10 protein-coding genes are annotated in these 12,274 nt (G+C 66.2%); 7 read left to right on the top strand and 3 right to left on the bottom strand.

Features of this window, described 5'->3' with window-relative positions; genetic code table 11:
• Positions 1-436: 436 nt before the first annotated feature.
• Both U1E69_RS07980 and U1E69_RS07975 read right to left on the bottom strand, forming a co-directional pair.
• The gene (locus U1E69_RS07980; protein WP_322243829.1) at positions 437-4,120 is read right to left on the bottom strand and encodes a vitamin B12-dependent ribonucleotide reductase; all 3,684 of its coding nucleotides are present in this window, start codon (positions 4,118-4,120) and stop codon (positions 437-439) included.
• A gap of 462 nt (positions 4,121-4,582) precedes the next feature.
• Complete coding sequence (locus U1E69_RS07975; RefSeq protein WP_322243828.1) at positions 4,583-5,479, bottom strand: DMT family transporter; 897 nt, start codon at positions 5,477-5,479, stop codon at positions 4,583-4,585.
• 89 nt (positions 5,480-5,568) lie between these two features.
• Here U1E69_RS07975 and U1E69_RS07970 point away from each other — a divergent pair, with 89 nt between their 5' ends.
• Genes U1E69_RS07970 through eno form a run of 3 tightly spaced genes read left to right on the top strand, consistent with a single transcriptional unit; the run spans position 5,569 to position 8,690 of the window.
• The gene (locus U1E69_RS07970; protein ID WP_322243827.1) at positions 5,569-6,405 is read left to right on the top strand and encodes a DUF533 domain-containing protein; all 837 of its coding nucleotides are present in this window, start codon (positions 5,569-5,571) and stop codon (positions 6,403-6,405) included.
• Between the two features lie 56 nt (positions 6,406-6,461).
• The gene (locus U1E69_RS07965; RefSeq protein WP_322243826.1) at positions 6,462-7,361 is read left to right on the top strand and encodes a DMT family transporter; all 900 of its coding nucleotides are present in this window, start codon (positions 6,462-6,464) and stop codon (positions 7,359-7,361) included.
• 51 nt (positions 7,362-7,412) lie between these two features.
• A complete protein-coding gene (gene eno, locus U1E69_RS07960; protein ID WP_322243824.1) occupies positions 7,413-8,690 on the top strand; it encodes a phosphopyruvate hydratase in 1,278 nt (425 codons plus the stop codon).
• 82 nt (positions 8,691-8,772) lie between these two features.
• Here eno and U1E69_RS07955 read toward each other — a convergent pair whose 3' ends face one another.
• On the bottom strand, positions 8,773-9,831 hold the full coding sequence (locus tag U1E69_RS07955; protein ID WP_322243822.1) for an FAD-dependent oxidoreductase: 1,059 nt from the start codon (positions 9,829-9,831) through the stop codon (positions 8,773-8,775).
• Between the two features lie 75 nt (positions 9,832-9,906).
• On the opposite strand from U1E69_RS07955, the gene U1E69_RS07950 reads away from it, so the two are divergent.
• The 4 genes from U1E69_RS07950 to U1E69_RS07935 are packed head-to-tail and all read left to right on the top strand — an operon-like array spanning position 9,907 to position 12,217.
• On the top strand, positions 9,907-10,440 hold the full coding sequence (locus tag U1E69_RS07950) for a pseudouridine synthase (protein WP_322243820.1): 534 nt from the start codon (positions 9,907-9,909) through the stop codon (positions 10,438-10,440).
• Positions 10,437-10,853, top strand: a complete 417-nt coding sequence (locus U1E69_RS07945) for a cupin domain-containing protein (RefSeq protein ID WP_322243819.1) — start codon at positions 10,437-10,439, stop codon at positions 10,851-10,853. The genes U1E69_RS07950 and U1E69_RS07945 overlap by 4 nt, the downstream gene beginning before the upstream one ends.
• A complete protein-coding gene (locus U1E69_RS07940) occupies positions 10,850-11,761 on the top strand; it encodes a fatty acid desaturase (protein WP_322243817.1) in 912 nt (303 codons plus the stop codon). The genes U1E69_RS07945 and U1E69_RS07940 overlap by 4 nt, the downstream gene beginning before the upstream one ends.
• Before the next feature lie 45 nt (positions 11,762-11,806).
• Positions 11,807-12,217: a hypothetical protein gene (locus U1E69_RS07935; RefSeq protein ID WP_322243816.1), complete on the top strand. Its 411-nt coding sequence runs from the start codon at positions 11,807-11,809 to the stop codon at positions 12,215-12,217.
• Positions 12,218-12,274 lie beyond the last annotated feature (57 nt).

The following is a 12,274-nucleotide window of genomic DNA, read 5'->3' as shown; positions in this document are numbered from 1 at the left end:
CAAGTGAAATGGCTTTGCACGCGCCAAAAGGGAAACGGGCGGGGAGCAGACCCCGCCCGTTCAGTTGGCAGCTTGCCTTAGCGTTTCCGCTTTCCGACAGCTTGTGCGAGGGCCGAAGCGATCGGCGCCCTCAGCTTCTTCGGCGTACTTGCGTCAGAAAGGGCTTTGGAAGCCTTCTTCGCAACCGCAGGACTTGTCACCTTTTGCCTGCTAGCCTTGCTCACTGGAATCACCTGCCTTTCGAGTTATCCCCAGTTTCCACAGGCGTGGAATTCTGGTGGACAGTTTCAGGCACTGTATTGCCGCTTTCCATGAACCGTGATCCTAAGGAGCATCGTCCCGCGAGGGGCGAGAAAGCTTCTCCGACGTTGTGCCATATACACGCCGGAAAGCTGGGGTGTTCCGCGCCAACGGAACACCCCAACCCAATCTCAGATCAGCTGCACCCCGTCGTAGCACCGCACGAGTTGCACTTCAGGCAGGACCCGTTCCTGACCATCGTGTAGTTCCCGCACTCCGAGCAGCTGTCGCCGGTGTAACCGGAGAGTTTGGCCTTGGTCCGGGCGTCGGTGGCGCCGAGGGCGAAGGTGCTGGTCGACTCGGCGAAGCCGGGGACCCGTGTTTCGGACAGGACTGCGGTCATCGGGGCGGCCATGTCGGTGCCGGTGGCGAGGCCGCCGAACGCGGTGGTCTGGCCGCCTTGCAGCACGGTGAACTCGTGCGGCAGGCGTTTGCGCATGTAGCCGGTCGAGGCGACCTGACGCAGGACCTCCAGCGACTTCGAGGCGGCGTTTTCGCTCGGCTCGGTGATGTTGCGCTTGCCTTCCTCATCTCCGCGACCGAGGTCGTCGAACGCAGCACCCTTGGGTGCAACGTGGGCAAGGTCGGTGCGGTCGAGGTAGGAAACCGCCAGTTCGCGGAAGATGTAGTCGAGGATCGAGGTCGCGTTCTTGATCGAGTCGTTGCCCTGCACCATGCCGGCCGGCTCAAAACGGGTGAAGGTGAAGGCCTCGACGAATTCCTCCAGCGGGACGCCGTACTGCAGGCCGACCGAGACCGCGATGGCGAAGTTGTTCATCATCGCGCGGAAGCCGGCCCCTTCCTTGTGCATGTCGATGAAGATCTCACCAAGCGAGCCGTCCTGGTATTCGCCGGTGCGCAAGTACACCTTGTGGCCGCCGACGATGGCCTTCTGGGTATAGCCCTTGCGACGCTCGGGCAGCTTTTCGCGGTTGGAGCGGACGATCTCCTTGATGATCACCTTCTCGACGATCTTCTCGGCGATGACGGTGGCCTTCTCCATCAGCGAGCCGTTGGTCAGGGTTTCCTCAGCTTCCTCGTCGTCCTCGATCAGGGCGGAGGCGAGGGGCTGGGAGAGTTTGGAGCCGTCACGATAGAGGGCGTTGGCCTTGATGCCGAGCGAGTGGGAAAGCTCATAGGCCGCCAGCGTTTCCGCGATGGTGGCGTTGTTCGGCATGTTGATCGTCTTGGAGATCGCGCCGGAGATGAAGCTTTGGGCGGCGGCCATCATGGTGATGTGGCTGTTGACCGAGAGGAACCGCTTGCCGGTCTTGCCGCAGGGGTTTGCGCAGTCGAACACCGAGTAGTGCTCGGGCTTCAGGTGCGGCGCGTTTTCCAGCGTCATCGTGCCGCAGACGTGGTCGTTGGCGGCGTCGATCTGGGCCTTGGTGAAGCCGAGGTGGCGCAGGAGGTCGAAGGTCGGGTCGTTCAGTTTCTCTTCGGGGATGCCGAGGGTTTTCTTGCAGAAATCCTCGCCCAGGGTCCACTGGTTGAAAACGAACTTGATGTCGAAGGCCGAGGGGAGAGCGGCCTCCAGCTTTTCGATCTCACGCGGGCCGAAGCCGTGGCCGATGAGGGACGTGTGGTTGATGCCGGGGGCCTGGCCGAGCGAGGCATGGCCGACGGCGTGGGCGACGATCTCGGCGGCTTGGGCGGTGGTGTAGCCGAGGGTCTCCAAGGCGGCGGGGACCGACTGGTTGATGATCTTGAAGTAGCCGCCTCCCGCCAGTTTCTTGAACTTGACGAGGGCGAAGTCGGGCTCGATGCCGGTGGTGTCGCAGTCCATGACGAGGCCGATGGTGCCGGTGGGGGCGATCACGGTGGTCTGGGCGTTGCGGTAGCCGTGGGCTTCGCCCAGGCGCAGGGCTTCGTCCCAGGCGGATTTGGCAAGCTGGACAAGGCTTTGGTCCGGGCAGTTCGCCTGGTCCAGGGCGACGGCGGGGACGTTCAGACCTTCGTAAGCCGTGCCGTGGGCGGCCGCGCGGTGGTTGCGGATGACGCGGAGCATGTGCTCACGGTTGCGGGCGTAGCCGGAGAAGGGCCCCAGTTCCTTGGCCATCTCGGCCGAGGTCGCGTAGGCGACGCCGGTCATGATCGCGGTCAGGGCACCGCAGAGGGCGCGGCCTTCGTCGCTGTCATAGCCAAGGCCCATGTTCATCAGAAGGCCGCCGATGTTGGCGTAGCCGAGGCCGAGGGTGCGGAAGTCGTAGCTGAGCTGGGCGATTTCCTTGGAGGGGAACTGCGCCATCATCACGCTGATTTCCAGGGTGATGGTCCAGAGCCGCGAGGCGTGGATGTAAGCCTCGGCGTCGAAATTGGCGTTCTTCTGGAACGTCAGCAGGTTCATCGATGCGAGGTTGCAGGCGGTGTCGTCGAGGAACATGTACTCCGAGCAGGGGTTCGAGCCACGGATCGCGCCGTCTTCGGGGCAGGTGTGCCAGGCGTTGACGGTGTCGTGGAACTGGATGCCGGGGTCGGCGCAGGCCCAGGCGGCGTGGCCGATCTGGTCCCAAAGCTCACGCGCGGAGACGGTCTTGGCGACCTTGCCGTCGGTGCGGCGGATCAGCTCCCACGGTTTGTCGTTCTTCACGGCCTGAAGGAAGGCGTCAGTTACGCGGACCGAGTTGTTGGAGTTCTGGCCGGAGACGGAGATATAGGCCTCGGAATCCCAGTCGGTGTCGTAGGTCGGGAATTCGATCGAGGTGAAGCCCTGCCGCGCGTATTGCAGGATGCGGTTGGTGTAGGTGTCGGGGATCATCGCCTTCTTGGCGGCCTTGATCGCGGCCTTGAGCGCCGGGTTCAGGGTCGGATCGGTCGCGCCGTCCATCGAGCCGTCGAAGGATTTGATCGCGGCGAAGATGTCGTTCAGGCGGGCGGAGTGGACCTTGGAACCGGCCACCAGCGAGGCGACCTTCTGTTCCTCGATGACCTTCCAGTTGATGAAGTCTTCGACATCCGGGTGGTCCATGTCGATGATGACCATCTTGGCCGCGCGGCGGGTGGTGCCGCCGGACTTGATGGCGCCAGCGGCGCGGTCACCGATCTTGAGGAACCCCATCAGACCCGAGGATTTGCCGCCGCCCGACAGCTTCTCCCCTTCCCCGCGCAGCGAGGAGAAGTTGGTGCCGGTGCCGGAGCCGTATTTGAAGAGACGCGCCTCGCGGACCCAGAGGTCCATGATGCCGCCGTCGCCCACCAGATCGTCCTTCACGGACTGGATGAAGCAGGCGTGGGGCTGGGGGTGTTCATAGGCCGAGGCCGACTTGGTCAGCTTGCCGGTCTGGTGGTCGACGTAGAAGTGGCCCTGCGACGGGCCGTCGATGCCGTAGGCCCAGTGCAGGCCGGTGTTGAACCACTGGGGCGAGTTCGGCGCGGCCATCTGGCGCGCGAGCATGAAGCGCATCTCGTCGTAGTAGGCCCGGGCGTCGGCTTCGGTGGTGAAATAGCCACCCTTCCAGCCCCAATAGGCCCAGGCCCCGGCAAGGCGGTCGAAGACCTGCTTGGCCGAAGTCTCACCCACTATACGTTGATCTTCGGGCAGCTGCGCGAGGGCAACCTCATCGGGGACGGAACGCCACAGGAATTCGGGAACGCCCTTTTCCTTGACCTTCTTCAGCACCGCCGGAACGCCTGCCTTGCGGAAATACTTCTGGGCGAGCACGTCGGACGCGACCTGGCTCCAGCCCTCGGGCACTTCGACGGCCTCGTTGCGGAAGACGACCTTGCCGTCCGGGTTGCGGATTTCCGAGGTGGTGATGGCAAACGCCATCGCGCCATACGCGCCGGTGGCCTCGGTGGTGAACTTCCGCTCGATCTTCATGCCCCTGAACTCCTGTTTTTTGCGGCCCGAAATCGGCCGCTTGATTGTTAAAATCGCAGGCCACCATCGCCTGCCGCAGTGCCTGGGCAAAACCCATCCGATCCTGACGGTATGCGCCGTCAAGAGGGTCGCATCCGATTTGGATGCCCTTTGTGTGGGTCGACTTGCCTGTTCACCGCGGCACTAGATTTAGTGGTGTCCCCTGCCGCTTTGTCAAAGTGTCGTAATCTTGGGGGCCGATCAACGGAAAAATTTCCAGTTGTAGCGAATTTTCCGGCTTGACGCTTTGCAGGTCACATCACGCGGGCGCGACCCGATGTGAGCGGGCGTTGTGGACAGTTCTGGGGACAGACTTCGCGCAGTTTGTGAAGAGTCGCGTTTTATGCTGCAATCCGGCCCGGTTGCTTGCCGGTCTTGAGATGCCCACAGGCCGGGCGATCGTGCCGTCGGGCGATTCCGGTGTCAGCCCCGACCGGGCGCAGATGTCGCAGGCCGGTTCATCAGCACGATCCCCGCGGCCACCAGAATGGCCGCAAGGAGAATCGGCAGGCCCAGAGTTTCGCCAAAGAGGAGCGCCCCCAGGAGAAGCGCAAGGATCGGCGTGAGGAAGGAAAACGACGCCACGGTGGACGAGGGATAGACCGACAGCAACCAGAGCCAGGCGATGAATCCCCCCGCCACGACCACCGAGGACTGAAACACCAGACCCACTATATGTAGGGGTTGCAGGTCCCGGATCAGCGGCCCGAACAAGGGGGCTGCCAGCAGCAGGATCGGCGCCGAGACAAGGACCATCCAGAACAGCTGCATCTCGGCCCCTTCGGCGCGCATCACCGGACGGCGCGCAACGAAAGCGGTCAGCGCCCAGCCCCAGGCCGCACCAAGCGCGCAGAGGTCCCCGGCCAGGCTGGCCTCGCCGGTGTCGGGCCGCGACAGGATCGCCACGGCGCAGCCCGCGAAGGCCAGCGCAAGGCCCGCGGCGCGGGGGCCGGTGATCCGCTCGCCCAACCCGAAATGCGCCAGGATCGCAAACCAGACCGGCATCGAGTACATGATAAGCGAAGCCCGGCCGACCGACGTCAGATCAAGCGCAAGGAAAAGGAACAGGAACTCGACCGCGAAAAGCGCGCCGATCAACAGGCCCGAGCCCCAGGCTTCGCGGCGCAGCCGCGGCGGGCGGCCCTTCCACACCAGCCAGGCCCAGACGAAACCGATGGCCAGAAGCGAGCGGAGCCCGGCAAAGAACACCGGCTGCAGGCCGACATTCACCAGCTTGATGATGATCTGGTTGACCGCAAGCAGGCCCTGCACCCCAAGGAGCATCGCCACCCCTGCCCCGTCCAGCTTTGCCTTGCGCATCTTTCCCCCCTGCCGGTCCACCCTTTTGCATTGACCGGCGCGCGGCGGCAAGGAAGGCTGTCATCCGGGTCCAGACAGTGGGGGGCATGATGGGTATCGGCAAGACCTTGTTGAAGGTGGCAATCGGGATGCTGGTTGCGAAGGGCGTCTCAAGCGTGACGAAGGGATTTACCGGTGGCTCCACCGGAACGACCAGCGCCGGGCGCAGCACGCGGATCGACTCGCGGTCGAAGGGCGGGCTGGAGGACATGATGGGCGACATCCTGGGCAGCGGGCGGTCCTCGGGCCGGACGACGCGCAAGACGGGGCAGTCGGTCGGGCAATCGGGGGGCGGGCTGGGCGACCTGCTGGACCAGCTGTCGGGGCAGAAGCGGTCCTCGCCCCGGGCAACGGCACCCAAAGGGGGGCTGGATGACATCCTGGGCCAGTTGACCGGGCGCGGCACCACTGGTGCACGCGACGGCTCGGTTCCGCGCAACTCGGGCGGGGTGGGAGACCTGCTGGATCAGGTGCTGGCAGACAAGCCGGGCCGTCAGGGCGGGCCGGTGCTGCTGCCCGAGCCCGAGCGCGAGGAGGAGCTGTCGGCAGCCTTGATGCTGCGGGCGGTGATCCAGGCGGTCATGTGTGACGGTGATCTGGACGATGCCGAACGCGACCGGTTGATGCAGGCGATGGGCGAGGCCGACCCGCGCGAAGTGAAGGCCGTCCAGGCCGAGCTGTCGCGTCCGGTGGATGTGCAGGGCCTGGCGCGCGCGGTCCCCGCGGGGCTGGAGCCGCAGGTCTACATGGTGTCGCTGATGGCCATCGACCTAGATGCGCGGGCCGAGGCGGATTACCTGCACCAGCTGGCCAGCGCGCTGGACCTGTCGCCGGATGACGTCAACGCGATGCACGACAAGGCGGGCGCGCCGCGGCTTTATCGCTGAGGTTTCCTTTCCCCGGGGGGCGGTGTAGCCCTGCGGGGTCCTGAAGGAGAATGCGCATGACCCCCGCGTCGCAGGCGGCTGACAACACACGCGCGGCGCTGCTGATGGTCGGCTCGATGGCGTTCTTCGCCGTCGAGGACCTGTTCCTGAAACGCTCGGCCGAGGCTTTGCCTCCCGGTCAGGTGCTGGCCTTGACCGGGGCGGCGGGGGCTTGCGTCTTCTGGGCGCTGGCGGCTGGGCAGCGGCAGCCCGTGCTGTCGGGTGAGGCTTTGCGGGGCGTGGCGTTGGTGCGGACGCTGGCCGAAGCCGGGGCGGCGATGCTGTATATCGTGGCGCTGGCGCTGGCACCGCTGACGATGACCTCGGCCCTGTTGCAGGCCTCGCCGCTGGTGGTGGTCGCGGGGGCGGCGATGTTTCTGGGGGAAAAGGTCGGATGGCGGCGCTGGGTGTCGATCTTGGTCGGATTCCTGGGGGTGCTGGTCATCCTGAAGCCCTGGGATGCAGAGTTTGATCCGACGGGGCTTCTGACCGTGGCCTGCGTGGTGCTGCTGGCTGCGCGGGATCTGGCGACCCGGGTGATGCCGGCGCGGATCGGGACGTTCCAGGTCGCGACCTGGGCCTATCTGGGGCTGGTCCCCGCAGGGGCTGCGCTGATGGCGGGGATGGGGCAAAGCTTTGTCCAGCCGACGCCCGGTCAATGGGCGGGGCTGGGGGGCGCGCTGGTCTCGGGGTTGTTCGGGTACTACGCGGTTGTCGCGGCCATGCGGCTGGGCGAGGTCTCGGTCGTCGCCCCCTTCCGCTATACGCGGCTGGTCTTTGCGATGGGGATCGCGATGGTTTTCCTGGGCGAACGGCCCGAGCCGTCCACCCTTCTGGGTGCGGCGCTGGTGGTGGGGTCGGGGCTTTACGCCTTTGCGCGGGAACGGGCGAGGAAACGCGCTTCCCCTGTGGCGTGAGGCGGGGTAAACGGGCCGATGAGAGCATTCATTCGGCCTTGAGGGAACCCCATGAGCACGATCATCGACATTCACGCCCGCGAAATCCTGGACAGCCGGGGCAACCCGACGGTCGAGGTGGACGTCACGCTGGAAGACGGCAGCATGGGCCGCGCGGCGGTGCCCTCGGGCGCGTCCACCGGCGCGCATGAGGCGAACGAGCGCCGCGATGGCGACGCCAAGCGCTACAAGGGCAAGGGCGTTCTGGAGGCTGTGGCGGCCGTCAACGGCGAGCTGGCCGAGGAACTGGTGGGGTTCGACGCGACCGAGCAGGTCGGCATCGACCGCACGATGATCGAGATGGACGGCACGCCGAACAAGTCCCGGCTGGGCGCGAACGCGATCCTGGGCGTGTCCCTGGCGGTGGCGAAAGCCGCGGCCGAGTTCACCGCGCAGCCGCTTTATCGTTACGTTGGAGGGACTTCCGCCCATATCTTGCCAGTGCCGATGATGAACATCATCAACGGCGGGGAACACGCGGACAACCCGATCGACATCCAGGAATTCATGATCATGCCGGTGGGCGCGTCCGATATCCGCGAGGCGGTTCGGATGGGGTCGGAAGTGTTCCACACTCTGAAGAAGGAGTTGTCGGCCGCCGGCCACAACACCAACGTCGGCGATGAGGGCGGCTTCGCACCCAACTTGAACTCTGCCCGAGACGCACTTGATTTCATTCTGAAATCCATCGAGAAGGCGGGCTACAAGCCGGGTGAGGATATCTATTTGGCGCTGGATTGCGCGGCCACCGAATACTTCAAGGGCGGCAAGTACGAGATGAAGGGCGAGGGCAAGTCCCTGTCCATCGAAGAGAACGTCGAGTTCCTGGCCGGCCTTGCGGCGGACTATCCGATCATCAGCATCGAGGACGGTTGCTCCGAGGATGACTGGGCGGGCTGGAAGCTTCTGACCGACAAGCTTGGGTCCAAGATCCAGTTGGTCGGCGACGATCTCTTCGTCACCAACCCGCGCCGTCTGGCCGAGGGCATCACGGCGGGCTGCGCGAACTCCATGCTCGTCAAGGTCAACCAGATTGGCACCCTGACCGAGACGCTGCAGGCCGTCGAGATGGCGCACCGCGCGCGCTATACCAACGTGATGAGCCATCGTTCGGGCGAGACCGAGGATGCGACGATCGCGGACCTCGCGGTGGCGACGAACTGCGGGCAGATCAAGACCGGATCGCTGTCGCGGTCGGACCGGTTGGCGAAGTACAACCAGCTGATCCGGATCGAGGAGCTGCTGGGCGAGACGGCGGAATATGCCGGGCGCAGCGTGCTGAAGGCCTGACGTCGGGACCGGAGTTTTCGAAAACTCCGGACTGATTTCTTTGAAGAAATCCGCGGGCGCCCGGATCGGAGCGCCCGTTTTTCTACTGGAAGCGGGTGGGGCGGAACTCTGCCAGAAGCGGGCTTTCGACGCCACCGATGATCTCGTCGACCAAGTGCTCGGCCACCACGGGGGCCAGCGTCGCACCGGAATGCATCACCGCCAGCCACAGACCCGGAACCGGCCCCTGCCCCACCACGGGCAATCCGTCACCGGGGACCGGGCGCAGGGCCATCGCCTGGCGGCCGAAGTGGATCTCCTGCCCGGGAAACAGGCCGCGCAGGCGCTGCAGGGTCGCGTTGATCACCACCGGGAATGACCCCAGGCTTTCGGCGTGATCGCCCTGGTGGCCAGCCGAGGCCGGTGCGTGAAGGTGGCCCATCGCGTCCTGGCGGACCTCCTGGTCGGGGGTGGCAAGAACCACGGGGCAGATCGGCGGCAGGGCGTTCGTCGTCAGCATCAGGCCGGGGCGTGTCAGCATCGGCAAGGCAAGGCCGAGGGGCTGAAGCAGCGCGGGCGTGCCGGTTCCCGTGGCCAGAATGACCCGGTCTGCGATCAGCGGGCCAAGGTCGGTCAGCGCGCCAATCACCTTGCCGTGGTCGCTGGTCAACGATTGGACGGTCGCGCGGATGACCTTTGCCCCCGAGGCAGCGATCAGGGCGCGGGCCAGGGTGGCGGGGTCGGCGACGCCCTCTTCGGGGAAGTGCAGCGCGGTTTCCGGGACGGGGCCAAGCGCGGGAAGTTTCGCGGCAATCTGGGCCTTGGTCAGGGCTTCGACGGTGTAGCCAAGCGCGCGCAGGTCGGCGGCGGTTTCGGCCTGCGCGTCGCCCGTTGCTTCATACCAGACGCAGCCGGGCCAGGTGGTCGGCAGCCCCGAAAGCTGGGCGGTCAGGCGGCGGTGGGCGGCAAGGCCCTGGTAGCGCAGGTGATAATGCGGGCGGCTAAGGAAGTACGAGGCGTTCAGCCAGCCGAAGCTGGCGGCCGAGGCGAGGCCGCCTTCGGCATGGGTCGAGACGATGGTGGCGGTCTGGCCGCGCCGGTAAAGCTGGTAGGCAAGCGCCGCGCCGGTGATCCCGGCGCCGATGATCAGGGTCTGGGACATGGGAAAAGGCTGGCATGGCGGGCCGGGCTTGGCAATCGCCTTTCCCACCCTCCTTGCGTCCTGTAGGTTCGGGTCATGACGCTGATCCTGCTGAACAAACCCTATGACGTGCTGTGCCAGTTCTCGCGCGAGGGGGAGCGGGCGGTCTTGGCGGATTTCGTGCCGGTGAAGAACGTCTACCCGGCCGGTCGGCTGGACCGGGACAGCGAGGGGCTGGTGGTCCTGACCGATGACGGCAAGCTGCAGGCGCGGATCGCGGACCCCCGGCACAAGCTGGAAAAGACCTATCTGGCGCAGGTCGAAGGGGTGGTTTCAGAGGCCGCGCTGGAACGGTTGCGGGCCGGAGTGGTGCTGAACGACGGCCCGACGCTGCGCGCGGGGGCAGATGCGGTGCCAGAGCCGGAGTGGCTGTGGCCGCGCGTGCCGCCGATCCGCGTGCGCAAGTCGGTGCCGGACGCCTGGGTCGAGATCACCCTGCGCGAAGGGCGGAACCGGCAGGTCCGGCGGATGTGTGCGGCGGTGGGCCTGCCCTGCCTGCGGCTGATCCGCTGGCGGGTCGGCGACTGGACGCTGGAGGGGTTGGCTCCGGGGGAGTGGAAGCGGGCATGAGCGCGGACGAGATCATTCGCAGGCTGGGCTTGCAGCCGCATCCTGAAGGGGGCTGGTACCGGCAGACCTGGGTCGGGCCTGTGGTCGAGGGTCGGGCGAGCGGGACGGCGATCCTGTTCCTGCTGAAGGCCGGAGAGCGGAGCCATTGGCACCGGGTGGACGCGGACGAGATCTGGCTGTGGCATGCGGGCGCGCCGCTGGTGCTGTCCTTGGGGCAGGATGCGGCGTCAGATGTCCGGCTGGGGCCGGATGTGCTGGGGGGCCAGGTGGTGCAGGCGGTGGTGCCCGCAGGCTGGTGGCAGGCGGCGCGGTCGCTGGGCGACTGGACGCTGGTCAGTTGCACGGTCAGCCCGGGGTTCCGCTTCGAGGGGTTCGAGCTTGCGCCTTCCGGCTGGGAGCTTCCCAAGGCATGAGGGATCACAGGGCGTTCCTGGCCTCGGTGCCCGTCGCGGTGCGCGAGGCAATGGTGGACCGTTCGGACGGGCCGGGTCTGCGGCATCTGGCCGGACATCTGGGGGCGATCCTTGCGGTGGGTGCGCTGATTGCCGTCGGCGTGCCGGGATGGTGGCTGCTGCTGCCGGTGCAGGGGGTACTGATCACCTTCCTCTTCACGCTGGAGCATGAAGCGACGCACCGGACTCCGTTCCGGACGGCCTGGCTGAACGACTGGGTCGGGCGGCTGTGCGGGCTGCTGCTGGTGCTGCCATTCGAGTGGTTCCGCGCCTTCCACATGGCGCATCACCGCTGGACGAACCTGCCGGGGAAGGACCCGGAGCTGGCGGGGCCGAAGCCTGCGACGCGGGGCGCCTGGGTCTGGCATGTGTCCGGCCTGCCTTACTGGTGGTCCGAGGTGAGCCTCTTGGCGGCGCTGGTCCGCGGCCGCGTGACGGACAGCTTCGTGGCCGAGGGCGCCAAGGGGCGGATCGTGGCCGAGGCGCGGGGAATGGCACTGGTCTACGCTCTGGCGGGGCTGTCGCTGGTCTGGACGGATGTCGTCCTGTGGGTCTGGGTGGTGCCGTCCCTGCTGGGCCAGCCTTTCCTGCGTCTCTATCTCTTGGCGGAACACGGCGACTGCCCCGAGGTCGCCAACATGTTCGAGAACACCCGGACAACCTTCACCACCCGCGCGGTTCGCTGGGTGGCCTGGAACATGCCCTACCATGTCGAGCATCACGTCTGGCCGATGGTCCCCTTCCACCGGCTGCCGGAGGTGCATGGATTGATGCGGGAGGAGCTGCGCGTGACGGCCGATGGCTATACCGGCTTCACGCGGGAGTATCTGGCGCGGCGTCCGGGGTGGACGGAAAGCGGGAAGGTTTGAAATCATCGGCTTGGGCGTGGACCTTCCTTAGGCTTAAACGGTGTCGTGCTGCGGGATGGGTGGCGGTCCGACGCCCAGGTGTCCCGCGTGATTGCCTGGCGGGACGTGCCGGCCATCGGTTTGGCGGCTCTGGTGGTCGCGGCTTTGGGCGCACTGGTGATCCTGCCGCAGGTCTATCCCAAGCGTGAATTGCTGGGGTATCTGGCGGGAACGGCGCAGTCCTACGAGTTCCGGGCCACGAAGCTGGGAAGTGGTGGCTATCTGGATGTGACCCTGGATCGGGGCGAGACAATCCGCCTGCAGTCGTCGGGGGAGATCGTGCCGGGGGATCGGGTCTGCGTCAGGGCGACCCGGCGGGGGAGCCTCATCGAGGGGTATCTGGTGGCGATGGAACGCTGCACCGGCGATGGTCAGCGCGAAAGCGGGACAGAGCCGGGCCGAGGCGCAGAGCCCTGAAGGCTGCCGATTGTGCGGGGCACAAGATCAGGGTGGCCGCTGGCGGGGGCTTTGGAT

The organism is Tabrizicola sp. (genome assembly GCF_034366665.1).
Classification (GTDB): Bacteria; Pseudomonadota; Alphaproteobacteria; order Rhodobacterales; family Rhodobacteraceae; genus Tabrizicola.
This window is presented reverse-complemented; position numbering and strand designations above follow the sequence as displayed.

What these genes read in the sequence shown, in the direction of transcription:
- U1E69_RS07975 (WP_322243828.1), bottom strand. Translation starts at nt 5,479, where the DNA reads ATGCGCAAGGCAAAGCTGGACGGGGCAGGGGTGGCGATGCTCCTTGGG.
- U1E69_RS07955 (WP_322243822.1), bottom strand. Translation starts at nt 9,831, where the DNA reads ATGTCCCAGACCCTGATCATCGGCGCCGGGATCACCGGCGCGGCGCTT.
- U1E69_RS07950 (WP_322243820.1), top strand. Translation starts at nt 9,907, where the DNA reads ATGACGCTGATCCTGCTGAACAAACCCTATGACGTGCTGTGCCAGTTC.
- U1E69_RS07980 (WP_322243829.1), bottom strand. Translation starts at nt 4,120, where the DNA reads ATGAAGATCGAGCGGAAGTTCACCACCGAGGCCACCGGCGCGTATGGC.
- U1E69_RS07970 (WP_322243827.1), top strand. Translation starts at nt 5,569, where the DNA reads ATGGGTATCGGCAAGACCTTGTTGAAGGTGGCAATCGGGATGCTGGTT.
- U1E69_RS07945 (WP_322243819.1), top strand. Translation starts at nt 10,437, where the DNA reads ATGAGCGCGGACGAGATCATTCGCAGGCTGGGCTTGCAGCCGCATCCT.
- U1E69_RS07965 (WP_322243826.1), top strand. Translation starts at nt 6,462, where the DNA reads ATGACCCCCGCGTCGCAGGCGGCTGACAACACACGCGCGGCGCTGCTG.
- U1E69_RS07940 (WP_322243817.1), top strand. Translation starts at nt 10,850, where the DNA reads ATGAGGGATCACAGGGCGTTCCTGGCCTCGGTGCCCGTCGCGGTGCGC.
- eno (WP_322243824.1), top strand. Translation starts at nt 7,413, where the DNA reads ATGAGCACGATCATCGACATTCACGCCCGCGAAATCCTGGACAGCCGG.